Annotated in this window: 22 protein-coding genes and 1 pseudogene; 11 read left to right on the plus strand and 12 right to left on the minus strand. The window is 67.4% G+C overall.

Going from position 1 to position 26,193, the window contains the following annotated elements:
* Window positions 1–66: 66 nt before the first annotated feature.
* Both Q0938_RS04285 and Q0938_RS04290 read right to left on the minus strand, forming a co-directional pair.
* Complete coding sequence (locus tag Q0938_RS04285) at window positions 67–1,245, minus strand: FAD/NAD(P)-binding oxidoreductase (RefSeq protein ID WP_299359503.1); 1,179 nt, start codon at window positions 1,243–1,245, stop codon at window positions 67–69.
* The gene (locus Q0938_RS04290; protein ID WP_299359505.1) at window positions 1,232–1,375 is read right to left on the minus strand and encodes a hypothetical protein; all 144 of its coding nucleotides are present in this window, start codon (window positions 1,373–1,375) and stop codon (window positions 1,232–1,234) included. Before Q0938_RS04290 ends, Q0938_RS04285 begins: the two co-directional genes overlap by 14 nt.
* 88 nt (window positions 1,376–1,463) lie before the next feature.
* Between Q0938_RS04290 and radA the strand changes: the two genes are divergently transcribed.
* The 9 genes and pseudogenes from radA (at window position 1,464) to Q0938_RS04335 (ending at window position 11,428) form a co-directional block, all read left to right on the plus strand.
* Window positions 1,464–2,828 carry a DNA repair protein RadA gene (gene radA / locus Q0938_RS04295; RefSeq protein WP_299359508.1) on the plus strand — a complete coding sequence of 455 codons (1,365 nt, stop codon included), beginning with the start codon at window positions 1,464–1,466 and terminating at the stop codon, window positions 2,826–2,828.
* 41 nt (window positions 2,829–2,869) lie between these two features.
* Complete coding sequence (locus Q0938_RS04300; protein ID WP_299359510.1) at window positions 2,870–3,529, plus strand: CvpA family protein; 660 nt, start codon at window positions 2,870–2,872, stop codon at window positions 3,527–3,529.
* Between the two features lie 118 nt (window positions 3,530–3,647).
* A pseudogene (gene purF, locus Q0938_RS04305) lies at window positions 3,648–5,096 on the plus strand (amidophosphoribosyltransferase); the annotation flags it as partial.
* Between the two features lie 222 nt (window positions 5,097–5,318).
* Window positions 5,319–6,035, plus strand: a complete 717-nt coding sequence (locus Q0938_RS04310) for a VIT1/CCC1 transporter family protein (RefSeq protein ID WP_299359515.1) — start codon at window positions 5,319–5,321, stop codon at window positions 6,033–6,035.
* A gap of 174 nt (window positions 6,036–6,209) precedes the next feature.
* On the plus strand, window positions 6,210–7,166 hold the full coding sequence (locus tag Q0938_RS04315; RefSeq protein WP_299359518.1) for a TAXI family TRAP transporter solute-binding subunit: 957 nt from the start codon (window positions 6,210–6,212) through the stop codon (window positions 7,164–7,166).
* Window positions 7,167–7,320: 154 nt separating this feature from the next.
* Entirely contained in the window at window positions 7,321–9,456 is a 2,136-nt protein-coding gene (locus tag Q0938_RS04320; RefSeq protein ID WP_299359521.1) for a TRAP transporter permease, read from the plus strand.
* Complete coding sequence (locus Q0938_RS04325; protein ID WP_299359524.1) at window positions 9,453–9,806, plus strand: DUF1850 domain-containing protein; 354 nt, start codon at window positions 9,453–9,455, stop codon at window positions 9,804–9,806. Before Q0938_RS04320 ends, Q0938_RS04325 begins: the two co-directional genes overlap by 4 nt.
* A gap of 93 nt (window positions 9,807–9,899) precedes the next feature.
* Window positions 9,900–10,427, plus strand: a complete 528-nt coding sequence (locus Q0938_RS04330; RefSeq protein ID WP_299359527.1) for an Lrp/AsnC family transcriptional regulator — start codon at window positions 9,900–9,902, stop codon at window positions 10,425–10,427.
* A 2-nt stretch (window positions 10,428–10,429) separates the two neighbouring features.
* Window positions 10,430–11,428 carry a LysR family transcriptional regulator gene (locus Q0938_RS04335; RefSeq protein WP_299359530.1) on the plus strand — a complete coding sequence of 333 codons (999 nt, stop codon included), beginning with the start codon at window positions 10,430–10,432 and terminating at the stop codon, window positions 11,426–11,428.
* 10 nt (window positions 11,429–11,438) lie between these two features.
* Here the strand turns inward: Q0938_RS04335 and Q0938_RS04340 are convergent, their stop codons facing one another.
* The 4 genes from Q0938_RS04340 to Q0938_RS04355 all read right to left on the minus strand — a co-directional run bounded on the left by Q0938_RS04340 (window position 11,439) and on the right by Q0938_RS04355 (window position 14,931).
* Window positions 11,439–12,017 carry a DUF4202 domain-containing protein gene (locus tag Q0938_RS04340; protein WP_299359533.1) on the minus strand — a complete coding sequence of 193 codons (579 nt, stop codon included), beginning with the start codon at window positions 12,015–12,017 and terminating at the stop codon, window positions 11,439–11,441.
* Between the two features lie 36 nt (window positions 12,018–12,053).
* Window positions 12,054–13,151 carry an ABC transporter ATP-binding protein gene (locus Q0938_RS04345; protein ID WP_299359612.1) on the minus strand — a complete coding sequence of 366 codons (1,098 nt, stop codon included), beginning with the start codon at window positions 13,149–13,151 and terminating at the stop codon, window positions 12,054–12,056.
* 95 nt (window positions 13,152–13,246) lie between these two features.
* On the minus strand, window positions 13,247–14,065 hold the full coding sequence (locus tag Q0938_RS04350; RefSeq protein WP_299359536.1) for an ABC transporter permease: 819 nt from the start codon (window positions 14,063–14,065) through the stop codon (window positions 13,247–13,249).
* Window positions 14,062–14,931 carry an ABC transporter permease gene (locus Q0938_RS04355; RefSeq protein WP_299359538.1) on the minus strand — a complete coding sequence of 290 codons (870 nt, stop codon included), beginning with the start codon at window positions 14,929–14,931 and terminating at the stop codon, window positions 14,062–14,064. Before Q0938_RS04355 ends, Q0938_RS04350 begins: the two co-directional genes overlap by 4 nt.
* A gap of 262 nt (window positions 14,932–15,193) precedes the next feature.
* On the opposite strand from Q0938_RS04355, the gene Q0938_RS04360 reads away from it, so the two are divergent.
* Complete coding sequence (locus Q0938_RS04360; protein ID WP_299359540.1) at window positions 15,194–16,318, plus strand: TRAP transporter substrate-binding protein; 1,125 nt, start codon at window positions 15,194–15,196, stop codon at window positions 16,316–16,318.
* Window positions 16,319–16,423: 105 nt separating this feature from the next.
* Here the strand turns inward: Q0938_RS04360 and Q0938_RS04365 are convergent, their stop codons facing one another.
* Window positions 16,424–18,364: a TRAP transporter large permease subunit gene (locus tag Q0938_RS04365; protein ID WP_299359615.1), complete on the minus strand. Its 1,941-nt coding sequence runs from the start codon at window positions 18,362–18,364 to the stop codon at window positions 16,424–16,426.
* 2 nt (window positions 18,365–18,366) lie between these two features.
* Window positions 18,367–19,047, minus strand: coding sequence for a TRAP transporter small permease subunit (locus Q0938_RS04370; RefSeq protein WP_299359542.1), 681 nt, complete (start codon window positions 19,045–19,047; stop codon window positions 18,367–18,369).
* A gap of 205 nt (window positions 19,048–19,252) precedes the next feature.
* On the opposite strand from Q0938_RS04370, the gene Q0938_RS04375 reads away from it, so the two are divergent.
* Window positions 19,253–20,956 carry a peptide ABC transporter substrate-binding protein gene (locus tag Q0938_RS04375; protein WP_299359544.1) on the plus strand — a complete coding sequence of 568 codons (1,704 nt, stop codon included), beginning with the start codon at window positions 19,253–19,255 and terminating at the stop codon, window positions 20,954–20,956.
* A gap of 17 nt (window positions 20,957–20,973) precedes the next feature.
* Here Q0938_RS04375 and Q0938_RS04380 read toward each other — a convergent pair whose 3' ends face one another.
* The 4 genes from Q0938_RS04380 to Q0938_RS04395 are packed head-to-tail and all read right to left on the minus strand — an operon-like array spanning window position 20,974 to window position 26,177.
* Entirely contained in the window at window positions 20,974–22,200 is a 1,227-nt protein-coding gene (locus Q0938_RS04380; RefSeq protein ID WP_299359547.1) for a glycosyltransferase, read from the minus strand.
* Window positions 22,201–22,219: 19 nt separating this feature from the next.
* Window positions 22,220–24,004 (minus strand): ABC transporter ATP-binding protein, encoded by a 1,785-nt coding sequence (locus Q0938_RS04385; protein ID WP_299359549.1) that lies wholly within the window; start codon window positions 24,002–24,004, stop codon window positions 22,220–22,222.
* The gene (locus Q0938_RS04390) at window positions 24,001–25,104 is read right to left on the minus strand and encodes an ABC transporter permease (RefSeq protein ID WP_299359551.1); all 1,104 of its coding nucleotides are present in this window, start codon (window positions 25,102–25,104) and stop codon (window positions 24,001–24,003) included. Before Q0938_RS04390 ends, Q0938_RS04385 begins: the two co-directional genes overlap by 4 nt.
* Entirely contained in the window at window positions 25,101–26,177 is a 1,077-nt protein-coding gene (locus Q0938_RS04395) for a microcin C ABC transporter permease YejB (RefSeq protein WP_299359553.1), read from the minus strand. Before Q0938_RS04395 ends, Q0938_RS04390 begins: the two co-directional genes overlap by 4 nt.
* Window positions 26,178–26,193 lie beyond the last annotated feature (16 nt).

The raw sequence follows: 26,193 nt of genomic DNA on the forward strand, positions 1-26,193 counted from the left end.
CCGGGCCACGGCGGAGCGCCTCGCCTGAGCGGGCGGAGTTTCGCGGCGGGTGGGGCACGGGCCGGGTCAGGTCAGCAACGCGCGAGCCTGCGCGGGATCGAGCATTCCGGTTCCCAACAGCTTGCGCGCCTTCATGTGGACGCGCGGACCGTTCACCGTCTCGACGGCCGTCAGCAGGTCGAGAGCATCGAACCGGAACACCACATGATCGGCCACCTGTTCGGCCCGGTCCTCGGGCATGGCAAGCCCGGCGATCTGCAGCTTCCAGTCGGCCTGGTCCGACCAGAACCAGGGAAGCGCGGCGTAGGGTCCGGGTGCTGCCCCGGTCAGGCGCGCGACGATGTGCCGGGCGTGATCGATCGCCGCCTGCACGCTTTCCAGCCGCACCCGCCGCCCCGAGCGTGGATCGGGAAAGGACGCACAATCGCCCATCGCCGAGATTGCCGGATCGGTGGTCAGCAGCTGTCCGTCCACGACGATGCCGTTGTCGACATCCAACCCGGCCGCCTCGGCCAGCTCGACATTGGGCCGGACGCCCGCCGCCAGCAGGACGTGATCGGCGTCGATCCGCTCGCCGTTGTCGAGGATCATCCCGTCCGGTGTCACCGCTGTCACCGCCTGCCCCAGCCGGATGTCATTGCCGAGATTCTGATGCAGCTGGGCAAAGGCCTCCGACATTTGCGGGGAAACCGAGCGGCTCATCAGCCGCGGCGCCGCCTCGGCGACGACCACGTGATGTCCGTACTTGCGCGCGACTGCGGCAAACTCCAACCCGATGAAGCCGCCGCCGATGACCCCGAACCGCCGCTGCGGTCCAAGGACGATGTCGCGCAGGTGCTGGGCATCGGCCAGCGTCCGCAGATCGTGGGCACGATCCAGCCCCGGAATCGGCGGCCGCGCGTTGCGCGCGCCGGTCGCGAGCACCAGCTGACCATAGGCGACCGGCCCGGCGGTGGTGTCGACCCGGCGCGCGGCACGGTCGATCGCCAGTACCCGCGTGCCCCGCCGATAGTCGATCTGCTGGGCGTCAAAGAAACTCTCCGGACGCAGCCACAGGGCCTCGTCCCGCCCTTCGGTCACATAGGTCTTGGACAGCGGCGGACGCTGATAGGGTAGCCATGGTTCGTCGCCGATCAGCACCACGGGTCCGGCGAACCCGGCCTGGCGCAGCGAGGCGGCGACCTGCAGACCGCCCTGCCCCGCCCCCACGATCACAACCGGGCCTGTGTTGTCATCCGATGCCACGCTGGCGTCCTTTCGTCGTGCCGTCATCCACGCCGGCCGCGCCGCTGTCGCGCTGCCGCACGGGCGGATCGGCCAGAGGTAGCTCTGCCTCCGCGGCCGTCGCCCGGCCGTCGTGGGCATGCATTTGCACCTCGCATCCCGGTAACGCAACCGCAGCTTGCCGCGGCGGCCGATCCGGCGCTTGCGACAGCCTGTCCCGATCTGCAACAAGCACCGGCATGGCCAGATCCGTCACCGCATTCACCTGCACCGCCTGCGGCGCGGCCCACCGGAAATGGTCGGGCCGCTGCGACGCCTGCGGCGAATGGAACACGATTGTCGAGGAAGCACCGCTAAGCGAGGGACCGGGCCGGGGGCTGGGCGCGCAGCGCGGCCGGTCGATCCCCCTTGGCGGGCTGAACGCCAACGAGCCCGCGCCGCCCCGCGCCCCCTCGGGCATCGCCGAGCTGGACCGGGTTCTGGGAGGCGGGCTGGTCCCCGGCAGCGCCATTCTGGTTGGCGGCGACCCCGGGATCGGCAAGTCGACGCTGCTTCTGCAGGCCGCCGCCGCCTTTTCCCGCGCCGGGACAAGCGCGGTCTATCTGTCCGGCGAGGAGGCGGGCGCGCAGTTGCGGATGCGGGCCCAGCGGCTGGGGCTGACCGACGCGCCGGTGCGGCTGGGAACCGGTACGGCACTGCGCGACATCCTGACCACGCTGGACGCGGAACGCCCCGACGTGGCGGTGATCGACTCGGTCCAGACGCTGTGGTCGGACGCCGTCGAGTCGGCGCCCGGCAGCGTGGCCCAGGTCCGGTCCGCCGCGCATGAACTGACCACGCTGGCCAAGCGGACCGGGGTCTCGGTGATCCTGGTCGGACACGTCACCAAGGACGGGCAGATCGCCGGTCCGCGCGTCGTCGAGCACATGGTCGACACGGTGCTGTATTTCGAAGGCGAGCGCGGCCACCAGTTCCGGATCCTGCGGGCCGTCAAGAACCGCTTCGGCCCGTCCGGCGAGATCGGCGTATTCGAGATGACCGGCGGCGGGCTGGCGGAGGTCGCCAACCCGTCGGCCCTGTTCCTGTCCGAACGGGGGCAAGCCGTCCCCGGCAGCGCGGTGTTCGCGGGGATCGAGGGCACCCGGCCGGTGCTAACCGAAATTCAGGCCCTGGTCGCGCCCTCGTCGCTCGCCGCGCCGCGCCGCACGGTGGTGGGGCTGGATGGCGGCCGGGTCAGCACCATTCTTGCCGTGCTCGAGGCGCGTTGCGCCGTCCCGTTCGCCGGGCTGGACGTGTTCCTGAACGTGGCCGGCGGCATGCGGGTGGCTGAACCGGCCGCCGACCTTGCCATCGCGGCGGCGCTGCTGAGCGCGCGCGAGGATCATGCGCTGGGTCCCGAAACCGTGTTCTTCGGCGAGATCAGCCTGTCGGGCGCATTGCGGCCCGTGGCGCAGGCTGAAAACAGGTTGAAAGAGGCGCGGAAACTTGGTTTTTCACACGCGATCGTGCCCATCGGTCAGAAAGTCGACGGCGCCGACGGCATGCGGGTCGACCGCGTGTCGGACCTGACAAACTTCGTGGGCGAGACATTCGGCGCAGGATGACCGCCCTTGCAGGACGGAATTTCCGCAACAAAGGCGGTGAGATGGACGGCTTTACCCTTATCGACGGCATCGTGGCGGCCGTCATCATCCTTTCTGCAATCCTCGCCTATGCGCGGGGGTTCGTGAGGGAATCGCTGGCCATCCTGGGATGGGTGGGCGCCGCGGTGCTGGCCTTCCTGTTCGCCCCCACGGTCCGGCCCATGATCGCGCAGATCCCGGTTCTGGACCGGTTTCTCGGGGATAGTTGCGAACTTGCCACCATCGCCGGTTTTGCCGTCGTCTTTGCCGTGGCGCTGGTCCTGTTCTCGCTGATCACGCCGCTGTTCTCGTCCGTCGTTCAGCGCTCCGCCCTCGGCGGTGTCGACCAGGGGATGGGTTTTCTGTTCGGCGTCGCGCGCGGCATCCTGCTGGTTGCGATCGCGTTCATCGTCTACGAACGCGTGATGCCCGGGCAGCCTGCGGCGATGGTGGAAAATTCCCGCTCTGCCACCGTGTTCCAGCGGATGAGCGCCCAGATGAACGAACAGATCCCGGCCGATGCGCCCGGCTGGATCGTTGCGCGCTACGAACAGCTGGTCCGCGGCTGCGCCCCCGTCGGCGACGGCGAGGTCCCCGCCACGACCCCGCCTGCCGCCGACGCGCCTGCCTCTGATCTGCCTGCCACCGACGGGCAGGCCACTGTCCCGCCAGCCGACGCCTGACCGGTCTCGGGTGGATCTGGTTTCAGCGGATTTCACGTGCAGGGCGTGACTCTGCCCGGTTGCATGACTAGATAACGCCCGACGCTCTCCGCACCGCGCAGCCGAGGTCGAGATCCCCATGCAGCCGTTCCTTGCCCACCCCTTCGATTCGGACCGCCTGCACGAGGAATGCGGGGTGTTCGGCGTGATCGGCGTGGCCGATGCCGCGAACTTTGTCGCCTTGGGGCTGCATGCCCTGCAGCATCGCGGCCAGGAAGCCGGGGGGATCGTCGCGCACGATCCCGACGCCGGATTCAACAGCGCCCACCGCTTCGGCTATGTCCGCGACAACTTCACCAAGGCGTCGCTGATGGAGACCCTGCCAGGTGAGCTTGCGATCGGCCATGTGCGCTACTCCACGGCGGGGGCCAAGGGCCCGGCGATCCGCGACGTGCAGCCGTTCTTCGGCGAGTTCGCGATGGGCGGGTGCGCCATCGCCCATAACGGCAATATCACAAATGCGGTGGCCCTGCGGCGCGAACTGATCGAACGCGGCAGCATCTTCCAGTCGGGCAGCGACAGCGAATGCATCATCCACCTGATGGCGCGCTCGATCCAGCGCAACATCCCCGAGCGGATGAAGGACGCCCTGCGCCGCGTCGAGGGCGCGTTCAGCGTGATCGCCATGACCCGGACCAAGCTGATCGGGGTGCGCGACGCTCTTGGGGTCCGGCCGCTGGTGCTCGGCCGGATCGGGGACGGCGGCTACGCGCTCGCCTCGGAGACGTGTGCGCTCGACATCATCGGCGCCGAGTTCCTGCGCGAGATCGAGCCGGGCGAAATGGTCGTGATCACGCGCGGCAAGGTCGAAAGCTCGCGTCCATTCGGACCGTCGACCGGGCGGTTCTGCATCTTCGAGCATGTGTATTTCAGCCGTCCGGACAGCATCATCGGCGGCCGCTCGGTCTACGAAACCCGCCGGCAGATCGGCGTCGAGCTGGCCCGCGAAGCCCCGGTGGACGCGGATCTGGTCTGCCCCGTGCCCGACAGCGGCACCCCCGCGGCAATCGGCTATGCTCAGGAATCCGGCATTCCGTACGGGCTGGGAATCATCCGCAACCAGTACATGGGCCGGACGTTCATCGAGCCCACCGACCAGATCCGCAACATGGGCGTGCGGCTCAAGCTGAACGTCAATCGGGCGCTCGTGCGCGGCAAGCGCGTCGTGCTGGTCGACGACAGCGTGGTGCGCGGCACGACCAGCCAGAAGATCAAGGACATGATCGTCGAGGCCGGCGCGAGCGAGGTGCATTTCCGCATCGCCAGCCCGCCCACCGCCTGGCCCTGCTTCTATGGCGTCGACACCCCCGACCGCGACAAGCTGCTGGCCGCGCAGATGGACCCCGAGGGCATGCGCAAATGGATCGGGGTGGACAGCCTCGCCTTCGTGTCGCTGGACGGGCTGTATCGCGCAGTGGGCGAGGCACAGGGCCGGAACACCGGCCGGCCCCAGTACTGCGACGCCTGTTTCTCGGGTGATTATCCGGTGGCACCGTTCGACCAGTTGCAGCGCGGATTCCGGATGAAGACCGACCCGGTCAGCGGCGATGCCGAGGCGTTGCCGGACCAGTCCGGCTACAAGCCCGTCGACCACACGCTGAGCCCGAACGCCCTGACGCGGCCGGCCGCCGAATAAGGCCGCGTCCCGACAGGTAGCCGCGCGATCCGGAACCGTGGCTGCGGCGTCAATGGTTCCTTCCCCGGCCGCGCGTGATATGAGCAGGCAGGCAGAGGCAATGGAACCGACGGCATGACCGAGTACAGCGAGAGCTTTTCAGCTCACCCCGAACAACCCCATCTGATCAACCGGTCCAACTGGTTGCGTGCTGCGGTGCTGGGCGCCAATGACGGGATCGTGTCGGTCAGTTCGCTGGTGGTCGGGGTCGCCGCGGCAACGTCCGACCGCACCGCGATCCTGCTGGCCGGGGTGGCCGGGCTGGCGGCCGGGGCGATGTCGATGGCGGCCGGCGAATACGTGTCCGTCCACTCGCAGTCGGACATCGAAAAGGCCGACATCGAGCGCGAACGCGAGGCGCTGGAGCGGATGCCTGATCAGGAGCTGCTGGAGCTCGTTTCCATCTTCGAAGGCCGGGGAATGAGCAAGGCGACGGCGCTTGCCGCAGCCCGCGAAGTAACCGCGCACGACGCGCTGGGCGCCCATGTCCGGGAAGAGCTGGGCCTGCACGAGATCAACTCGGCCAATCCGCTGCAGGCGGCGATGGCATCCGGTCTGACGTTTTCGGTCGCCGCGGCCCTGCCGCTGCTGGCGGCCGTGCTGGCCCCCGCGGGCGCGCTGATCCCCACGGTGCTGATCGTTACCCTGTTGTCCCTGGCGCTGCTCGGCGCGCTGGGCGCGCGCACCGGGGGCGCGCCGCTGGGACCGGCGACGTTGCGGGTCATGATCTGGGGCGTGTTCGCCATGGCGGTCACCGCGGCGGTGGGCTGGCTGTTCGGGGTCTCGGTCTGACACACCTGCCGCATGTGTGATCTCCTCCGGCACCGCCGGATGGACAGATGCCCCGCTTTTGACTTTCCCTGCGATCCGGTGTCTGGTTCAGTCCGTTCGGGCTGACCGCCGGGCAGAGAAACGGGCCGTCAGCCGAGGAATTGCCGCGTTACGCGACTTCAGGGAGAAAGCTACATGAACATGATCCGAACCGGGCTTGCAGGCCTGATCGCCGCCGCTGGCCTGGGTGCCGCCCCGACCACCGCTTCGGCGGCCGAATTCATCAACGTGCTGACGGGCGGCACCTCGGGCGTCTACTATCCCATGGGGGTGGCGCTGGCCGACATCTATGCCAAGGGCATGGAGGACGTGCGCACGCAGGTGCAGTCCACCAAGGCTTCGGTCGAGAACCTGAACCTGCTGCAGCAGGGCAAGGGCGAGATCGCCTTTGCGCTGGGCGATTCGGTCGAACTGGCGGCCCAGGGCGACGCCGAGGCCGGCTTTCCGCAGCCGCTCGACAAGCTGCAGGGCATCGCCGCCGTCTATCCGAACTTCATCCAGATCGTCGCCGCCAAGGATTCGGGCATCACCTCGCTGGAGGATCTGAAGGGGAAGAGCCTGTCGGTCGGCGCGCCGAAGTCGGGGACCGAACTGAACGCCCGCGCCATCCTGGAAGCGGCGGGGATGAGCTATGAGGATCTGGGCAAGGTCGAATACCTGCCCTTCGCGGAGTCCGTCGAACTGATGAAGAACCGTCAGCTGGACGCGACCTTGCAGTCGGCGGGCCTCGGCGTCGCCTCGCTGAAGGATCTCGCGACCACGACCGAGATCAGCGTCGTGTCGGTTCCGGCCGAGGTCGCGGCCAAGCTCGGCGGCGCCTATGCGCCGGGCACCATTCCGGCCGGCACCTATCGGGGACAGGACGCGGACGTCGCCACCGTTGCCGTGACCAACCTCCTGGTCACCCATTCGGACGTGTCCGAGGACACCGCCTATGGCATGACCAAGCTGCTGTTCGACAACATCGACACGCTGAAGGCGGCCCATTCCGCCGCCGAGGCGATCGATCCGGCAAAGGCGACACAGTCGCTGCCGATCCCGCTGCACCCGGGTGCCGAGAAATACTACAAGGAAGCCGGGCTGCTGCAGTAAGCACCCTGCCGCAGCGCTACCACCCGGCGCATTCATGCGCGCCGGGTGTGTTGATTATCCCTACGCGCGTTCCGCGCGCGGGTGTAACGTGATGCAGGCGGGACCCCGGCCGACCTGGCCTGTCCGCAGCCAAACACTTCATGGGGATTCCTCGATGCAGACCGATCGTCCTGCTCCTCACCTGCAGCCGGAACATGCCCCCCCGCCCCAGCAGCCGGACCTGGGCATCCACGATCCACTTGCCGACAACTTTCCGGAGACGGGCCAGGGCAAGCTGCTGTTCTGGATCGCCGTCACGTTTTCAGTGTTTCAGATCGCGACGGCCGCGCATGCGATCGACCTGCCGAGCCAGGTCGTCCGGGCGGTCCATGTCGGATTCCTGATGCTGCTGACCTTTCCGCTGCTGGCGCTGGCCCGCCGGCGCAGCGGCGCCGTTCAGGCGATGGCATGGGTGCTGGCCGCGGCGGGGGTGGCGGTCGCCGTCTATCAGTGGGTCGAGTACGCGCCGCTGATCATCCGCGCCGGCAGCCCCACCGGCACCGATCTGGTGATGGGCGTCCTCGCGTTGATCACGGTGTTTGCGGCGGCCTGGACCATGATGGGCCCCGCGCTGCCGATCATCGCGGGCATCTTCCTAGCATACTGCTTTTTCGGGCAGTACGCGCCGGGCCTGCTGCAGACACGGGGCTACGACTTCAGCCAGGTCATCGAGCACATGACCTACGGGACCGAGGGCATCTACGGCATCCCGATCTATGTCAGCTCGTCCTACATCTTCCTGTTCATCCTGTTCGGGTCGTTCCTGGAAAAGGCCGGGATGATCAAGCTGTTTACCGACGTGTCGCTGGGGCTGGTCGGCCACATGCTGGGCGGGCCGGCCAAGGTCGCGGTGTTTTCGTCCGCGATGATGGGCACGATCTCGGGCTCGGGCGTGGCCAACGTGGTCACGACCGGGCAGTTCACCATCCCGCTGATGAAGAGGTTCGGCTATCGCCCGGCCTTCGCCGGCGGCGTCGAATCGACCGCGTCGATGGGTGGCCAGCTGATGCCGCCGGTGATGGGCGCCGTCGCCTTCATCATGGCCGAGACGCTGGGCGTCGACTATGTCGAGGTCGTCAAGGCGGCGCTGATCCCCGCGATCCTGTATTTCGCCGGCGCCTTCTGGATGACCCATCTCGAGGCCGGCAAGCGCAGCCTTGTGGGGATGTCCCGCGACGAACTGCCCAGCCCGATTCGCGCGCTCAAGGACGGGTGGTACCTGATCCTGCCGCTGGCGGTGCTGGTCTGGCTGCTGTTTTCCGGCTTTACCCCGCTCTATGCGGGCACGATCGGCCTGGCCCTGACGGTGGCGCTGATCCTTGCCGGATCGATCGCCCTGGGCCTGCCGGCCGGCGTCATCCGGGTGATCTTCTGGATTGCCGTGGGGCTGATCGCCGGGTGGTTCGCGCAGTACGGGATCGGGACCTGGGTCCGGGCCGTCGGCGTGCTGATCGCGGCGCTGATCCTGTGGAACATCTTCAGCCGGGGTGGCCGCGAAACCATCCGGATGTGCATCGACAGCCTGGCCGAGGGCGCCAAGACCGCCCTGCCGGTGGGCGTCGCCTGTGCGCTGGTCGGGATCGTGATCGGGACGATGACGCTGACCGGCGCGGCGTCGACCTTCGGGTCGGTCATCGTGTCGGTGGGGGCGGGCAGCCTGTTCCTGTCCCTGGTGCTGACCATGATCACCTGCATCATCCTGGGGATGGGCATCCCGACCATCCCCAACTACATCATCACCTCGTCGATCGCCGGCGCCGCGCTGCAGGAACTGGGCGTGCCGCTGATCGTCAGCCACATGTTCGTGTTCTATTTCGGCATCCTCGCCGACCTGACCCCGCCGGTGGCGCTGGCCTGTTTCGCCGCGGCGCCGATCGCCAAGGAGGCCGGGCTGAAGATCAGCATGGAGGCGATCAAGATCGCCGCGGCCGGTTTCGTCGTGCCGTTCATGGCGGTCTACACACCGGCGCTGATGCTGCAGGATGGCGGTCCGCTGGCCGAGGCGATCGGCTACTGGCCCGCCGTCGGCTACATCGTGGTAAAGGCAGGTATGGCCATCGCCTTGTGGGGCATCGCGGTGATCGGCTGGATCGGCCGGCCGCTGAACTGGCTGGAACGCGCTATGGCGATGATCGCCGCCTTTACCCTTGTTGCCGCCATGCCGGCCACGGATCAAATCGGCTTTGCGCTGTCCGCCCTGTTCGTCATCTGGCTGTTCTTTACCGCCCGGCGACAGCGCCGCCTTGCATGAGTTGCCTGCTGGTCGGGACGCTGATGCTGGCCGCCGCCAACGGGTTCACCCTGGAATGGGCCCACTCGGTCGAGCGGACCGGCTGGCGGGAAAGCTGGAGCGTCACCGCCGAAGGTCTGCACCTGGACCGCGCCGCGGTGCGCGGATCCGGCGCGGGGATGGAGCCGGGTGCCGGTGCCACCCGGCAGGACGGCTGGTGGGTCTGGTCCCCCGATCTCACCGTGCCGCATCTGGTGCTCGCCGCGTCAGGGGCGACGCAGGGCGGCTGGACGCTGTGCGCCGATGATGGATGCCACGTCATCGGGGCGGACCCGGACAACCCGGTGATCCTGCGACCCTGCCCCGGTTGACGGCTGCCGCGCCGGACAACTAACCTGCCGGGCGGCCAGTCTGCCAGCTGACCGTCACGCCGTCCGTTGCCGCAGCCCGCAGGACCATCGCCCATGGAATCCGACCCGCGCGACCCCGTCGCCCGCCCTGACCGGCCCCGCACGGACGTATCAGGCCCGGTCCGCCTGGATGCGACGGATCGCAAGATTCTGACCCTGCTGCAGCAGGACACCACCCTGCCGCTGGACGAGATGGCGTCGCGTGTCGGGGCGTCGCGGACGCCGGTCTGGAACCGCATACGGCGGATGCGCGAGCAGGGCGTGATCCGGGCGCAGGTCGCGCTGCTCGACCCCGAGGCACTGGGGCTCGAGGCCTGCTTCTTCGTTTTGATCCGGACGGCGGAACATGACCCAGACTGGGCGGCGCGGTTTCTGACGGCGGTGCGCGCCCGCCCCGAGGTAGTCGAGGCCCACCGACTGGCAGGCGACATCGACTATCTGCTCAAGGTGCAGGTGCGCAATGCACGGGCCTATGACCGGTTCTATCAGGCGCTGACCGCCGAGGTGCGCGTGCAGTCGATGACCGCCCTGCTGTCGATGGAGCAGATGAAATCCACGACGGCCCTGCCGATCGAGGGCTGAGCGTGCGGCGTCCGCCTGCGCCGCCCGGACCGGCACACGCGGGCGGGCGCCAGGGCGGCGGACCCGCGGACCCCACCCTGTCACCGACCCTCGACCAGCTTCAGGTGTTTCTGGCGATCGTGGACACCGGCAGCTTCGGGGCTGCGGCCCGGCATCTTGGCCGGGCCACATCTGTGATCAGCTACGCCATCGCCCATCTGGAAGGCGAAATGGGGGTGGTCCTGTTCGACCGGGAAGGGTCGCGCAAACCGCGCCTGACCTCACGCGGCCAGGCGCTGCTGGCCGACATCCGGCGCATCGGCGACGACGTGGACCGGCTGCGCGCCCGCGTGGCGGGGCTGAGGCAGGGGGTCGAACCCACGCTGTCGCTGGCGCTGGATGTCATGGCGCCGATGCAGGTGATCGCCGCACTGCTGCGCGACTTCGCGGCCGCCTTTCCGACGGTGCCGCTGCAACTGCATGTCGAGGCACTGGGGGGACCGGCGGCGCGGCTGATGGACGACTGGGCCGATCTGGCCGTCACCGGGCCAATCGTCCAGCCGATCGAGGGCACCGAGCAGCAGCATCTCGGTGCGGTCACGCTGGTCCCGGTCTGCGCGCCCGATCACCCGCTGGCCGTGGCCCAGGCGCGGCCCGGCATGGTCCGCGACCATCTGCAGGTGGTCCTGACGGATTGGTCCGAGCTGACGATGGGGCGCGACTTTTCGGTGCTGTCGACTCGGACCTGGCGGATTGCGGATCTGTCCGCGAAACATGCGCTGCTGAGCGAGGGGATCGGCTGGGGCAACATGCCGCTGCACCTGGTGCGCGACGATCTGGCCGCCGGCCGGCTGGTTCACCTGGCTCTGCCAGAAGCGCCGAAGACCCGATACGACCTGCTGCTGCTGACCCGGCGGGGCAGCGCCGCCGGCCCCGCGGCCCGATGGCTGATCGGCGCGCTGATGCGGGCCTTTTGCCAGGCGGACGGCACCGATCCGGCCACGAGTTCGCCACCGCTCTGACGATACCCGCTCAGGCGGCGTCGGCAGTCCGCACCGCTGCGGCAAGCTGATCCGGCATCGCAAATTCAGCCAGGGCCCGCGCCCGCGCATCGGCGGACATCTTGCGCGCCGTCTTGGCCACGATGCGGACCAGGGCGTCGGGATCCTGGGTCGTCGCGAAGTCGCCAAGATAGTGACGGATGAAGGTAAAGCACGCCACGTCCTCCAGCGCCTGAACCTGCGGATCGCGCTTGATCCCCTCCTTCCGCAGCATCCGTCCCGCGGCCGCGACGTCGTCATCCCCGTAGCCCGCCGCGCGCATGATCTGCATGACGCGTTCCGCATGCCGCCGCCCCTGATCGCGGCGCCAGGTTAGGTAACCCTCGCGCCCCTCGGGATAGGCGGACCGGGACAGCATCCACCGCTCGATATGCTGGCCCCGGCAGGCGATGCGCAGCGGATCGGTGGCGTCAGGGAACAGATGCTGCTGTTCAGCGGTCATCCGCTGACCGTACAGCAGTTCCGCAGGCTGGCCGTCTTCCTGCCGGGGATCGGCGGCATTCGCGGCATCAATGGCAGCAAAGGCGCGGGCAAGTGGCGTGTCGTTCATCTTTGCGGTCCCGTCTCGAATTCCTGTCGATAAAGCTCAGCGAAACAGCACCAGAGAGCCCGGCGACCAGCTGACCCGGGTTCGCGTGCCGACGTCGGGCACTTCGCGCCCGAACACGTTGCGCATCGAGATGCGGACCTCGTGCGGGATGCCGTCATAGGCATCGGTCCCGTCCATGATCACGTCGTAATAGGTCATGTCGCCGTAATAGACGACCTCGTCGATCACCCCTTCGGTCACCCGCCCTGCGGCCGTCGCCCCCGCGCCCAGCAGGGTCGCGGCCTCGGGGCGGAATCCGATGCTGGGGCCGGCGTCGCCCGCATCGACGCGGCTGACATTCGCTGCGGGGATGTCGACCGTGCCCAGGCCGGGGGCGGCGACGGTGACGTGATCATGGGTTTCGGACATGATCCGGGCGGGCAGGAAGTTCATCACGCCGATGAAATCCGCAACCTTGCGGCTGGCCGGCCGGGCATACAGCGCCTCGGGTCCGTCCAGCTGGGCGATCTCGCCCTCGAACATGACGGCGATGCGATCGGACATAACCAGCGCCTCCTCCTGGTCATGGGTGACCAGGACGAAGGTGATGCCCACCTGGCGCTGCAGCTTGATCAGTTCGACCTGCATCTGCTCGCGCATCTTGCGGTCCAGCGCCGACAGGGGTTCGTCGAGCAGCAGCACCTTGGGCTTCAGGATCAGCGCCCGGGCCAGTGCGACGCGCTGGCGCTGCCCCCCGGACAGCGCATGGGCGGCACGGCCGCCAAACCCGGTCAGCCCGACCATGCCCAGCGCCTCCTCCACCGCCGCTGCCTTTTCGACGCGGGAACGCGGGTCGCGGCGCAGGCCGAAACCTACGTTTTCCGCGACCGTCAGATGCGGAAAGATGGCGTAGGACTGAAAGACCATGTTCGTCGGCCGGACATTGGCAGGAACGTTCCGCATGTCCCTGCCGTCGATCATGACCACGCCCGAACTGATGTCCTCGAACCCGGCAATCGTGCGCAGCAGCGTGGTCTTGCCGCAGCCGGACGGGCCCAGCAGCGAAAAGAACTCGCCCTCGCGGATGGTCAGGTCGATGCCGCGCAGGGCGTGATAGTCACCGTAGTACTTGTGCAGACCCCGGCACTCGATCATCGGCCGGCGGGGCGCCTGGTCCGGGCGCGGCCGACGCGCCGGCGCGGCACCCGCAGCGGATGCGGGGGCCACGCGGGCAGAGGGCTGGGGGATCGTCACAGGAAACCTCCGCTATCGGTCCGGCCGGTGCGGGCGACGCCGCGGCGGCGGAAATACTCGGCCAGCATCAGCAGCACGACGGACAGCGCCACCAGCATCGTGCCAAGCGCCATGATCATCGGAATCGACTTGGGAAAGCGCAGCTGGCTGAAGATGTAGGTGGGCAGTGTCGGTTCGTTGCCGGCGAGGAAGAAGGCGATGATGAATTCGTCCAGGCTGACCGTGAAGCTCATCAGCAGCGCCGACATGATCCCCGGCATGACCAAGGGCAGGATGACAAGACGGAACGCGCTCCACCGGGTTTCGCCAAGATCGTAGGCAGCTTCCTCGAGCGACGTGTCAAGGCTAGCAAAGGCGGTGGACAGGATCGCCACGGCAAACGGCATGCAGATCAGCGTGTGTCCAAGGATCACCGTGAAGATCGACAGATTCACCCCGGCCGCCAGCAGAACGACCAGCAGCGACACCGCCACGATGATTTCCGGCAGAACCAGCGGCAGCATGATCAGGCCCATGATCGGCCCCTTAGCCGGAAAGCTGTACCGCGTTGAGGCACGGGCCGCGAAGATGCCCAGCGACGTGGCAAGAACCGCGGCGCTGAGCGCGATGGTGAGCGAGTTCAGAAGCGCGGTCCGCAGCGCGGCATTCTCGACCATCTGGACGAACCAGCGGGTGGTGAAATCCTTCAGCGGAAAGGCGATCACCGTCGCATCGTTCAGTGCAAAGATCGGCAGCAGCGCGATGGGCGCGTACAGGAAGACCAGATAGGCCACGGCATAGACGCGCAGCCCGGACCCTCGTCCCGCCACGCTCATGCCCGCACCCGCAGGAAGCGCCGGTTGAGCAGCAGGAACAGCAGGCTCAGCGCCGTCACCACCGCCATCGAACTGATCGCGATCGCCGAGCCCAGGGGCTTGTTGTCGATGTCCAGCATTTGCGCCTGGATCATGTTAGCGACCATCGGGATCTTGCCGCCGCCGATCACCGTGGGCGTGACGTAATCGCCGATCGTCGGGATGAACACGATCAGCACCGCCGCGACCACGCCGGGCATCGCCAGCGGCAGCGTCACGCGCCAGAAGGTCATCGCGCGGCTTTCGCCCAGATCGCGCCCGGCCTCGAGAAGCGAGCGGTCGATCTTCTCCAGCGCGACATAGATCGGCAGGATCGCAAAGGGCGCATAGGCATGGCTGAGCGTCATGACGATCGAGCCGGTGTTGTACAGTAGGAACTGCAGCGGCTGGTCGATGACCCCGAGACTCTTCAGTCCCGAATTGACCACACCGTTATATCCCAGGATGACCTTCCACAGGAAAACCCGGATCAGGTAGCTGGTCCAGAACGGGATGGTGATCAGCAGCAGCCACAGGGCCTTGCGCTGCGGCGGCACCACGAACGACAGGAAATAGGCGACCGGAAACGCCAGCAGCACCGTGGTCAGCGTCACCAGCCCGGCGACTGCCAGCGAGCGCAGCAGGATGGCCCGAAAGATCGGGTCGGCCCAGACCGCGCGATAATTGTCGAGCGTGAATTCACGGACGACCGTCAGGTAGTCGTCCCTGAAGAACGAATACGCCAGGATCGTCAGCAGCGGGATGGCCAGCATCAGGATGGCATAGAGCAGCGGCGGCGCGATCAGGCGCAATCCCTGCCCGGCGCCCGCGCCCTGTGCTGTGGCCATGTGTTTCCCGCCCCGAATATGTCAGGCATGGATTCCACAGTCCCCGGCAAAGGAAAAGCCCAATCACCTCTGGTTAGCGGCGCGCCGGCGGTCGGGGACGCACGGCACGACAGCCGGGCGGCAGGTACGCGGCCTTGGTACGGTGTTATTGCGCGGCGCGCGGCAACCGTGTGTGGACAGGTGCGAACGCCGAATGCAATCTGCGTCGCATGAACGCGACCGGCCAGATCAGTGTCGGCGCGCCACAGAGGAGGAATTCATCTTGACCCACACCACCAGATTCGACCGACGCACGTTCCTGAGCCGCGCGTCGATCGGCGGCGCGGCGGCGGCGGCCGGCGCCGGTCTTGCCGCACCCGCCATCGCGCAGGAGATGCCGTCGATCAGCTGGCGCGTCGCGTCGTCGTTTCCCAAGTCGCTGGACACGATCTATGGCAGCGGCCTGGAGGTTGCCGACCGGATGCGGGAAGCGACCGGCGGCAAGTTCAACATGCAGGTCTTTGCAGCCGGCGAGCTCGTCCCCGGCCTGCAGGCGATCGATGCCGCGACCGACGGCACGGTCGAGGTGGCGAACTCGGTCGGCTATTACAGCTGGGGCAAGGATCCGGCCTTTGCCTGCGGGGCGGATCTGCCCTTCACGATGAACGCCCGCGCCAAGGCCGCCTATAATTACCACGGCGGCGGGATCGACGCCTACAACCAGTTCCTGGCCAGCCAGAACCTGATCTGCTTCCCCTGCGGCAACACCGGCACGCAGATGGGTGGCTGGTACAGGAAGGAGATCAACTCGATCGCCGACATGCAGGGGCTGAAGATGCGGATCTCGGGCCTCGCGGGCCGGGTGGTGGAGAAACTGGGCGTGGTGCCCCAGCAGATCGCCGGCGGGGACATCTATCCGGCGCTGGAAAAGGGGACGATCGACGCGGCCGAGTGGGTCGGCCCTTATGACGACGAGAAGCTCGGCTTCCAGAAGGTTGCGCCCTATTACTACTATCCCGGCTTCTGGGAGGGCGGGCCGACCGTCGGCATGTTCATCAACATGGACAAGTGGAACGAGCTGCCAGACATCTACAAGTCGCTGATGCGGACCTGCTGTCAGGCTGCCGACCAGAACACCCTGGCCAAGTACGACTTCAAGAACCCGACGTCGCTGAAGAACCTCGCCTCGACCGGCGCGCAGCTGCGGCCGTTCCCCGAGGATGTGCTGATGGCCAGCTTCGATGCGTCGCGCGAGGTCTATGACGAGATCGCCGGCGAGAATGCCGAGTTCAAGCGCATGTGGGAGGCGATGAAGCCGTTCATCAACGACTGGTACCTGTACAGCCAGACGGCCGAATATACCTATGACACGCTGATGATGATCCAGCAGCGCAACGGCAAGCTGTAACGATCTTGCGCCAGAACGGATGAACCGCCGCCCTTCCGGGCGGCGGTTTCGTTTACAGGCTCATGTTGCCGACTTGGGAAAGCGTCAAACCGTGCCGGCGGCGGATCAGTTTCCGGGCGGAGCCGACCCGAGGCCCGGGGGCGGACCGCCCAGGCCGCCAAGCCCTCCCAGCCCACCCGTACCGGATGCGGCAGGCGCAGGTGTATCGTCAGCAGCGGGTTGGGCCGGGTCTCCGCCATCCGCGTCGCCGGACGGGGCCGCCGGTCCACCATAGTTCGGCGCGCCAAGCTGGCCCAGACCACCCAGCCCGCCGGGCGTGGCGCCCGCCGGATCCGGCGCCGCATCCGTGCCGCCGGCCGGGGCCGCGGGCTGTCCGAACGGACTGCCGCCCAGTCCGCCCAGCCCGCCGAGACCGCCCAGCCCACCGCTGCCCTGCGTGCCCATCGGAATCTCGATCCGCACGTTCGACGTGTCGATCGGGGCACCCTTGTAGTGCATGACCATGCCCGGGAACATCAGCACCAGCGCGACCATCACGATCTGGATCACCACGAACGGCACCGCGCCCCAGTAGATCTGCGAGGTGCGCACCGGATCCATCGTCAGGCCGGTGACTTTGTCGGTATACGCCGCCTTGGGCGCGACCGAACGCAGGAAGAACAGCGCGAAACCGAACGGCGGGTGCATGAAGCTGGTCTGCATGTTGACGCCCAGCAGCACGCCGAACCAGATCAGGTCGATGCCAAGGCTCTCTGCCGCCGGTGCCAGCAGCGGCACGATGATGAAGGCAAGCTCGAAGAAGTCGAGGAAGAACGCCAGCAGGAAGACGAGGATCGAAACGACGATCAGGAAGCCGTATTCGCCGCCCGGCAGCGAGGTCAGCAGATGTTCGACCCACAGATGCCCGTTCACGCCGTAGAACGTCAGCGAGAACACCCGCGCCCCGACCAGGATGAACATCACGAAGGACGACAGTCGGGTGGTAGACGCCAGCGCCTGCGGTATGACGCCGCCGCCCAGACGCCCCTTCATCCCTGCCAGCACCAGCGCCCCGACCGCGCCCATGGCGCCGCCCTCGGTCGGCGTGGCGATGCCCAGGAAGATCGTCCCCAGCACCAGGAAGATCAGCGCCAGCGGCGGGATCAGCACGATGATCACCTGCTGGGCAAGGCGGCTCATCATGTTCAGCTTCAGCGCCCGGTCCAGCAGGGCCGCGACATAGATCACGATGACCGCGATGGCGGCGGCGAGGATATCGGCGTTGACCCCCTGGGTCGGGTGCAGCCACGACCACGCCACGTAGAAGACCCCGATGGCCGCCACCAGCGCCACGATCAGCGACAGGATGCCGGAGCCGAGCGTCCGCGCCTCCTTCGGCAGGGCCGGCATCGAATTCGGGCGCATGATCGACATCAGCGCCACGTAGGACATGTAGAGCCCGGTCAGCACCAGACCCGGGATCAGCGCCCCCTTGTACATGTCACCGACCGACCGGCCGAGCTGGTCGGCCAGGACGATCAGCACCAGCGACGGCGGGATGATCTGCGCCAGCGTCCCCGAAGCCGCGATCACCCCCGACGCGATGCGGCGGTCATAGCCATAGCGCAGCATGATCGGCAGCGAGATCAGCCCCATGGCGATCACCGACGCGGCGACCACCCCCGTGGTGGCGGCCAGCAGCGCGCCCACGATGATCACGGCATAGGCCAGCCCGCCGCGAACCGGGCCGAACAGCTGGCCGATCGTGTCCAGCAGATCCTCGGCCATGCCGGACTTTTCCAGCACGATCCCCATGAAGGTGAAGAACGGGATCGCCAGCAGCGTCTCGTTCGACAGCAGCCCCCACAGACGTTCCGGCATCGCCTGCAACAGTGGCCAGCTCAGGTTGATGTTGCCCCCCGACAGCGGCGCAAGTTCGACGCCGATGACGAAGAACAGCAGCCCGTTCGCCGCCAGCGCAAACGCCACCGGATAGCCGAGCAGCAGGAATCCCACGAGTGACAGGAACATGATGGGCGCCATGTTCTCGGCGATCAGTTCCAGGATCATCAGCGCGTGTCCCCGTTGGTCCGGTCGCGGTCGGTCTGGTTGCGGTTGTGATCGAGCGGATGATCGATCATCGCGTCGGTGATCGGGTGATCCGGACTGGCAAAGCCTGCCTCGGCCAGGGCGCTGTCGTCGATCTGCACCACCTTGTGCGGCGATACCGGCGCCTGTGTGTCCTCGGTCAGCCCGCGCATCACCGCGATCTTCTTGATGATCTCGGACACGCCCTGCAGGAACAGCAGCACGAAGCCGGCGAGCAGCAGGGCCTTGGCCGGCCAGAGGATCAGCCCGCCCGCGTTCATCGAGCGTTCGCCCGAGGCGATCGAACGTTCCAGCCACGGGACCATCAGCCAGATCATCAGGATGACGAACGGCATAAGGAACAGCAGATGCCCGATCAGGTCGATCCAGTGCTGGGTCCGCCGGGTGCGACCGCCATACAGGATGTCGATGCGGATATGCTCGTTTTCCAGCAGCGTGTAGGCGGCGGCCAGCAGAAACGCGGCCCCGTACAGATACCACTGCAGTTCCAGCCACGCGTTGGACGAGATGGACCAGACCTTGCGGATGATGGCGTTGCCGGCGCTGACGAGGATCGCGACGAGGATCAGCCAGCTGACCCAACGACCGATAAGCGTCGTCATCCGGTCGACGCCGCGCGAAAAGGCCAGAAGGCCGCCCATCGATGTCCCCTCTCACCTTCCCCGGTGCATCTTCGCGGGTGCCCTGCGCGGCCTTTCCGGCACGTCTTCTGCACGGAGGGAGATCCGGAATTTGCAGATCAGGCGTATGGCCGTCTGTCCGCCTGCGGTCAAGATTTTTCCAATCACGCCGGGTGAGCCCACCGGGCTTGTGGCGGTCGCCGCGGCGTGGGGTTAGAACACGGCCATGACGCATCCGGGTCACCTGTTCCGAAATCCCTTGCTCGCCGCGGCTGGAGCGGTCCTGAGCGCTCTCGTGGCGGTCCCGACGCTTGCCCAGCCAGCGCCAGCGCCACCGGCTACGCCGCAGCCCGAAGCGGCCGCGGAGCCTGCCGCCATTGCTGCCGCAGAAGCTCCCGAAACTCTGGCCGAGGATCAGAGCCTGACGGTCTGGAGCCGCGATCCGATCCGCACCCTCGACCCGCAGAAATCGGGCGACCCGGTGTCCGACCAGGCGATCCGTTTGCTGTTCGAGGGGCTGTACAGGCCCGGTCCGGACGGACGGCCGCTGCCGGCAATGGCCGAACGGCACGAGGTGTCCGCGGACGGGCTGACCTGGCGCTTTCACCTGCGACCGGGCGTGACCTGGGCGGACGGGGCCGCCCTGACGGCGGGCGATTTCGTGACGGCCTTCCGCCGCCTGGCCGATCCGGCCTTCGGGTCGCCGGGCGGATGGTTCACCCAGCTGATGGGTCTGCGGAACGCGGATGCCGTGGTGCGGGGCGACGCCCCGCCTAGCGAGCTGGGGGTGCGGGCCGTCGACGACGACACGCTGGAACTGGCGTTGCGCACACCGACACCCTGGATCGACAAGGCGGTGATGCGCGTCTGGACCTTCCCCGTGCCGACGGCGCGCCTGGAAGCTGCGGCCACCGACGGTGCCGAATGGACGGCCAGCGACCGGCTGATCGGAAATGGTCCGTTCGCGCTGCGAAACTTCGACGCCGAGAAAGGCGCGGGCTTCACCCGCAACGCACGCTGGCGCGATGCGGACTCGGTTCGGCTGACCGAGATCGAGATCCGGACCGGCGGCGCGGCCGCCGCGGCGCTGGACCGCTTCGACGCGGGCGAAATCGACCTGCTCGCGGTCCCCGGGCCGCTGTTCGGGGATTGGTCGAAGGGACGGGAAGACGCGGCCGCCGCACTGCCCCGCGCCTGCACCAACGGTCTGATCGTCAATGTCGGCGAAGATGCGCTGCCCCTGCTGAAGAAGCCAGCTGTCCGCCGGGCCCTGTCGCTGGCGATCGACCGGCAGGCGATCGTTGCGGCGCTGGGCGGCGGGCAGCGTCCGGCATGGGGGTGGGTGCCCCCGGGCATGGACGGATTCGTCGAACCGCCCGTGCCGGATGCCGCCCGCACCCAGGACGACCGGATGGCCGAGGCCGCGCGGCTGATGGCCGGCGCGGGGGTCGGCACCGAAACATCGATGCGGCTGACGCTGCACTACAACAGTTCCCCCGCACACGAGACGGTGGCAGCTGCGCTGCGCGCCGCGTGGAAGCCGCTGGGGGTCGATCTTCGCCTGATCCACGCCGACTGGACCGAGCATGCCGATCTAGTCAGGACGGGCGAATTCCAGCTCGCGCGGTGGGGGTGGTGTGCGGACGTGAACGATGCGTCCGTTTTCCTGCGGCAGTTCCGCAGCGACGGCATCAATCCCGGCGGATTCTCCGATCCCGCCTACGACCGGCTCACAGCCGAAGCAGCCACCGCCGCCGATCCCGATCCGCAGAACACCCGGGCGGCGGGCATCCTGCGGGATCAGGTGCCGATCATCCCGATCTTCCATTATGCCACGCCGCTGCTGATCGCCCCTGACCTGCGCGGGGTGGCGTGGGACGACCCGATGGGCGGCTGGTCCGGTCAGGACATCTGGCGCGCGGCCGAGTAGCGGACGACCTCGTGTAGTTAGCGGTGGCTCGGGTCGAAGGCTTCGACCCATTCGATCTGGCGCGGCAGTGAGTGCCGTTTCAGGTCGTACCGGCTGACGATCGTGTCCCGCGCCGCCTGTCTCAGTCGGGGCGCATCGTCGTCGCCCCGCAGCGCCTGGATCAACGCGGCCCGCAGCGCCGCCTGGTCGAAGAACGGGACAAGCCGGCCATTCTCGCCGTCCCGGATCAGTTCGCGGAGCGGTTCGGTATCCGACGCCACGACCAGCGCGCCGGCTGCCATCGCCTCGGTCAGCGACCAGCTGAGCACGAAGGGATAGGTGAGATAGCAATGAACCCGGGTCACCTGCAGCAGTGACAGGTACTGGGCATAGGGCACCCGGCCCAGGAAGTGCACACGATCGACCGGCAACCGGTCGCCCAGTTCCGCCAGCAACCTGGCCTTCCAGCTGCCGCCCCCCGGGGGGGCCGCGCCATAGCTGGTGCCATCGCCGCCAACCAGCACGGCATGCGCCCGGGGACGTGCCGCGAGCACCTCTGGCAGGGTCCGCATCAGGACATGGAACCCGCGATAGGGCTCGAGCGAGCGTGAAACGAAGCTGACCACCTCGTCGCCCGCCCGCAGCACCCGCCCGTCCGGCAGCGCGATTGTCGCGGCCGGGTCGGGCCGGACGAGGTCCGTGTCGATCCCGTCGTGGATCACCGTCAGCTTCTGACGCAGCTCCGAAGGAAAACTGTCGGCCTGATAGCGGGTGGGGGTGATCCCCGCATCCGCCTGGACCAGACCCTGGATCAGGTGGGCCGAACGGGCGATGGTGGACACCCGCCCCTCATCCGTGCCGGGGCTGATCTCGGGGTCGAAGCCGACGTCCTGACCCCGGGTGCGGTACATCAGTTCTGCATAGACCAGCAGCCGGGCATCGGGCCAGATCTCGCGCAGGAACAGCGTCTCGCCCCAGCCGGTATGCCCCAGGATCACGTCGGGGACATAGCCGTGGCGGTCGCGCAGCGCCCGGGCGCCGCGTGCGGCCAGCCAGCCCCGTTCGGCCATCTCCGCATAGGTCCGGCCCAGCGCGTGACTGACGGTTGGCTTTGGCGGGGTCGCGTAGCGGACCACCGGCACCGGAGACGGGCGCAGGTTGCCGGCATCGGTCAGCGCCAGCACGTCGTGGCCCCGCGCGGCCAGTGCCGGTGCCAGATGCGGGAACTGCCCGGGAAAGTTCTGGTGAACGAACAGGATACGCATGGCGGTCGATGCCCGCGCCTCAGGCCCGGTGGTCGTGCAGGGCAGCAGCCAGCAGGTCGCGCGTATAATCGGCCGCCGGGCTTGAAAAGATCCGCGCGGCGGGCCCCTGTTCCACCACCTCGCCCCCGCGCATCACCAGGATTTGGTGCGACATGGCGCGGACCACCCGCAGGTCGTGGCTGATGAAAAGGTAGGCCAGGCCGTATTTCCGCTGCAACCCGCGCAGCAGGTCGACGATCTGCACCTGCACCGTCATGTCCAGCGCGCTGGTGGGTTCATCCAGCACCATCAGCCGCGGCCGCAGGATCATGGCTCGGGCGATCGCGATCCGCTGGCGCTGCCCTCCGGAAAATTCGTGCGGATAGCGGTCCATCACCGCCGGGTCCAGACCGACCTCCTCCATGATCTCGGCCACCATCTCTCGCCGGTTGCGGCCCTTCTCGACGCCGTGGACGCCGAGGCCCTCGGCAATGATCTGCGCGATGGTCATGCGCGGCGACAGGCTGCCGAACGGATCCTGAAACACCATCTGCATGTCGCGGCGCAGACGCCGCAACTGACCGGAGGACCAGCGCTGGATGTCCTCGCCCATGTAGAGGATCGGACCGCGGCTTTCGATCAGCCGCATGATCGCCAGCGCGAGGGTGGTCTTGCCCGACCCGGATTCGCCCACGATGCCCAGCGTCTCGCCCGCGCGGACCGACAGCGTCGCGCCGTTCACCGCCTTGATGTGGCCGACGGTGCGGCGCAGCAGCCCCCGGCGGATCGGGAACCAGACCTTCAGGTCATCGGTCGACACCATTTCCGCGGCATCGGACTCGACGGGATCAGCCTCGCCCCTCGGTTCGGCGGCCAGCAGCTTGCGCGTATAGGGGTGCCGGGGGTTGCGAAAGATGTCCTCGACCGGGCCCTGTTCGACGATCCGGCCACCCTGCATGACACAGACCCGGTCGGCGATCCGGCGGACGATCCCCAGATCGTGGCTGATGAACAGCAGCGACAGGCCTTCGTCCCGTTTCAGATCGGCCAGCAGGTCCAGAATCTGCGCCTGGATGGTGACGTCCAGCGCGGTCGTCGGCTCGTCGGCAACCAGAAGCGCGGGCCCGTTCGCCAGCGCCATGGCGATCATCACCCGCTGGCGCTGGCCGCCCGAGAGCTGGTGCGGGTAATCCGCAAGCCGGCTTTCCGGGTCGCGGATGCCGACGCGGTCGAGCAGGTCAAGGATCCGCGTCCGCGCCTTGTTGCCGGTGAGCCCCTGATGCAGTTCCAGGCTCTCGGCCAACTGCTTCTCGATCGTGTGCAGCGGGTTGAGCGAGGTCATCGGCTCCTGAAAGATGAAGCTGATGTCGTTGCCGCGCACCGCCCGCAGCCGCGCCTCCGAGGCGCCGATCATTTCCGCCCCGTCATACAGCACGCTGCCGTGGACGATCGCCGCGTCGCCCAGCAACTGCACAGTGCTGAGCGCGGTGACGGACTTGCCGGACCCAGATTCGCCGACCAGCGCGACCGTTTCGCCGCGACGAACGGCAAAGCTGACGCCGCTGACGGCCTGCGTCACGGTGCCGTCCTGGCTGAAGCTGACGTTCAGGTCACGGACCTGCAGAACCAGATCGTCAGCAGGATCGGATGCAGCGTCTGCGGGCGGCGACTGACGAAGCTCGCCCTCATCCGCGCTGCGCTGCTGCCGGTCGATGTCAGGCGGCTCGGCGGGCACCGCAGCCGCGGCCCCGGGGGTCGGGACGACCGGGGGAACGATGTCTGCGGGCGGGTGCATGGGCCCGGCGGGGTCGCGGGGGTCGGTCATCGGAAGGTCTTGCGCGGATCAAAGGCGTCGCGGATGCCTTCGAAGATGAAGACCAGCAGCGATAGCATGATGGCAAAGGTGAAGAAGGCGGTGAACCCCAGCCACGGCGCCTGCAGGTTCTGTTTCGCCTGCAGCGCCAGTTCGCCGAGCGAGGGTGCGGACGCGGGCAGGCCATAGCCGAGATAGTCGAGCGCGGCGAGCGACGAGATCGTGCCGGTGACGACGAACGGCAGCATCGTCAGGGTGGCGACCATCGCGTTTGGCAGGATGTGCCGGAACATGATCGTCCCGTCGTTCACTCCCAGCGCCCGCGCGGCGCGGACATACTCGAAATTGCGCGCCCGCAGGAATTCGGCCCGGACAACCCCCACCAGCGCGGGCCAGCCGAACAGGATCGATACCAGCACTAGCAGCCAGAAACTGCGACCCAGGATCGCGAACAGGATGATGATGACGTAGAGCGAGGGGGTCGAGCCCCAGATCTCCAGCAGCCGCTGAAAGATCAGGTCCGTCCGGCCGCCGAAATAGCCCTGCACCGCGCCCGCAGCGATCCCCAGCAGCGACGAGACAGCGGTCACGATAAGGGTAAACAGCATCGAGACCCGGAAGCCGTAGATGACGCGGGCCGTGACATCGCGGGTGGTGTCGTCGGTGCCCAGCCAGTGATCGGCATCCGGCGCGCTGGGGGCGGTGCCGACGTTGTTGATCGTCCGGTAGTGATAGGGAATAGGCGGCCAGATCATCCAGCCCTGCTCGGCCGCGGGCACATCGCTGCCCCCGGCCCGTACCGACGCCATGAAGTTTTCGGGTTCGTCCCAGCATTCCTGACGCCCGCCGGACACTATGAGGCACTGTACCGCGGGATCGCGATAGATCGCCTCGGTCCCGAAATCCCCGCCGAAGGCGGTTTCGGGATAGAAGCGATAGGCGGGGAAATGCAGCTCGCCGCGGTACGAGACGACCACCGGCTTGTCGTTCGCAATGACCTCGGCCAGCAGCGACAGCACGAACAACGCGGAAAAGATCACCAGCGACCAGAAGGCGCGGCGGTTGCGGCGGAAGTTCCGCCAGCGGCGTCGGTTCAGGGGCGACAGCTTCATCCGGCCCGCTTCTCGAAATCGATCCGCGGGTCGACCAGCACATACATCAGGTCCGACAGGATCCCGACGACCAATCCGAGCAGGCCGAACACATAGAGCGTCCCGAAGATCACCGGGTAGTCGCGTTGCACCGCGGCCTCGAACCCCAGCCGCCCCAGCCCGTCCAGCGAAAAGATCGTCTCGATCAGGATCGAACTGCCGAAGAACACCCCGAGAAACAGCGACGGAAACCCGGCGATGACGATCAGCATCGCGTTGCGGAAGACATGGCCGTACAACACACCTCGTTCCGTCAGGCCCTTGGCGCGGGCCGTCATCACGTACTGCTTGTTGATCTCGTCCAGGAAGCTGTTCTTGGTCAGCAGCGTCAGGGTCGCAAAGCTGGAAATCGTCGCGGCCGTGACCGGCAGCGTGATGTGCCACAGATAGTCGACGATCTTGCCCCACAGCGACAGGTCGGCAAAGTTGTCACTGACCAGCCCGCGCAGCGGAAAGATCTTCCAGTAGGATCCACCCGCGAACAGGACCATCAGCAGCACGGCAAACAGGAACCCCGGGATCGCATACCCCACGATGACCGTGCTGGAGGTCCAGGTGTCGAACGGCGTCCCGTCACGAACCGCCTTGCGGATCCCCAGCGGGATCGAGACCAGATAGGCCAGCAGGGTCGACCACAATCCCAGGGTAATCGACACCGGCATCTTTTCCAGCACCAGATCGATCACGCTGATCGACCGGAACCAGCTTTCGCCGAAGTCGAAGCGCAGATAGTTCACCAGCATCGTCAGAAAGCGTTCGACCGGCGGCTTGTCGAACCCGAACTCGCGTTCCAGTTCCGCGATGAACTCGGGCGGCAGACCCTGGGCGCCGGCATATTGCTCGCTGGCGCCGCCCTGACCGGCATCACCGCCGCCGGCGATGTTGCGGAACACGTCGCCTTCGCCCTGCACGCGGGCGACGATCTGCTCGATCGGGCCACCGGGCACGAACTGTGTCAGGGTAAAGTTCACCAGCATGATGCCGATCAGCGTCGGCACGATCAGCAGCAATCGTCGCAGAAGATATGCGCCCATGGTGACCGTCCTGCCC

This window comes from uncultured Paracoccus sp. (assembly GCF_947496875.1).
Classification (GTDB): Bacteria; Pseudomonadota; Alphaproteobacteria; order Rhodobacterales; family Rhodobacteraceae; genus Paracoccus.

What these genes read in the sequence shown, in the direction of transcription:
- Q0938_RS04300 (WP_299359510.1), top strand. Translation starts at nt 2,870, where the DNA reads ATGGACGGCTTTACCCTTATCGACGGCATCGTGGCGGCCGTCATCATC.
- Q0938_RS04340 (WP_299359533.1), bottom strand. Translation starts at nt 12,017, where the DNA reads ATGAACGACACGCCACTTGCCCGCGCCTTTGCTGCCATTGATGCCGCG.
- Q0938_RS04375 (WP_299359544.1), top strand. Translation starts at nt 19,253, where the DNA reads ATGACGCATCCGGGTCACCTGTTCCGAAATCCCTTGCTCGCCGCGGCT.
- Q0938_RS04315 (WP_299359518.1), top strand. Translation starts at nt 6,210, where the DNA reads ATGAACATGATCCGAACCGGGCTTGCAGGCCTGATCGCCGCCGCTGGC.
- Q0938_RS04330 (WP_299359527.1), top strand. Translation starts at nt 9,900, where the DNA reads ATGGAATCCGACCCGCGCGACCCCGTCGCCCGCCCTGACCGGCCCCGC.
- Q0938_RS04350 (WP_299359536.1), bottom strand. Translation starts at nt 14,065, where the DNA reads ATGAGCGTGGCGGGACGAGGGTCCGGGCTGCGCGTCTATGCCGTGGCC.
- Q0938_RS04370 (WP_299359542.1), bottom strand. Translation starts at nt 19,047, where the DNA reads ATGGGCGGCCTTCTGGCCTTTTCGCGCGGCGTCGACCGGATGACGACG.
- Q0938_RS04345 (WP_299359612.1), bottom strand. Translation starts at nt 13,151, where the DNA reads ATGATCGAGTGCCGGGGTCTGCACAAGTACTACGGTGACTATCACGCC.
- Q0938_RS04320 (WP_299359521.1), top strand. Translation starts at nt 7,321, where the DNA reads ATGCAGACCGATCGTCCTGCTCCTCACCTGCAGCCGGAACATGCCCCC.
- radA (WP_299359508.1), top strand. Translation starts at nt 1,464, where the DNA reads ATGGCCAGATCCGTCACCGCATTCACCTGCACCGCCTGCGGCGCGGCC.
- Q0938_RS04355 (WP_299359538.1), bottom strand. Translation starts at nt 14,931, where the DNA reads ATGGCCACAGCACAGGGCGCGGGCGCCGGGCAGGGATTGCGCCTGATC.
- Q0938_RS04390 (WP_299359551.1), bottom strand. Translation starts at nt 25,104, where the DNA reads ATGAAGCTGTCGCCCCTGAACCGACGCCGCTGGCGGAACTTCCGCCGC.
- Q0938_RS04385 (WP_299359549.1), bottom strand. Translation starts at nt 24,004, where the DNA reads ATGACCGACCCCCGCGACCCCGCCGGGCCCATGCACCCGCCCGCAGAC.
- Q0938_RS04395 (WP_299359553.1), bottom strand. Translation starts at nt 26,177, where the DNA reads ATGGGCGCATATCTTCTGCGACGATTGCTGCTGATCGTGCCGACGCTG.
- Q0938_RS04380 (WP_299359547.1), bottom strand. Translation starts at nt 22,200, where the DNA reads ATGCGTATCCTGTTCGTTCACCAGAACTTTCCCGGGCAGTTCCCGCAT.
- Q0938_RS04325 (WP_299359524.1), top strand. Translation starts at nt 9,453, where the DNA reads ATGAGTTGCCTGCTGGTCGGGACGCTGATGCTGGCCGCCGCCAACGGG.
- Q0938_RS04310 (WP_299359515.1), top strand. Translation starts at nt 5,319, where the DNA reads ATGACCGAGTACAGCGAGAGCTTTTCAGCTCACCCCGAACAACCCCAT.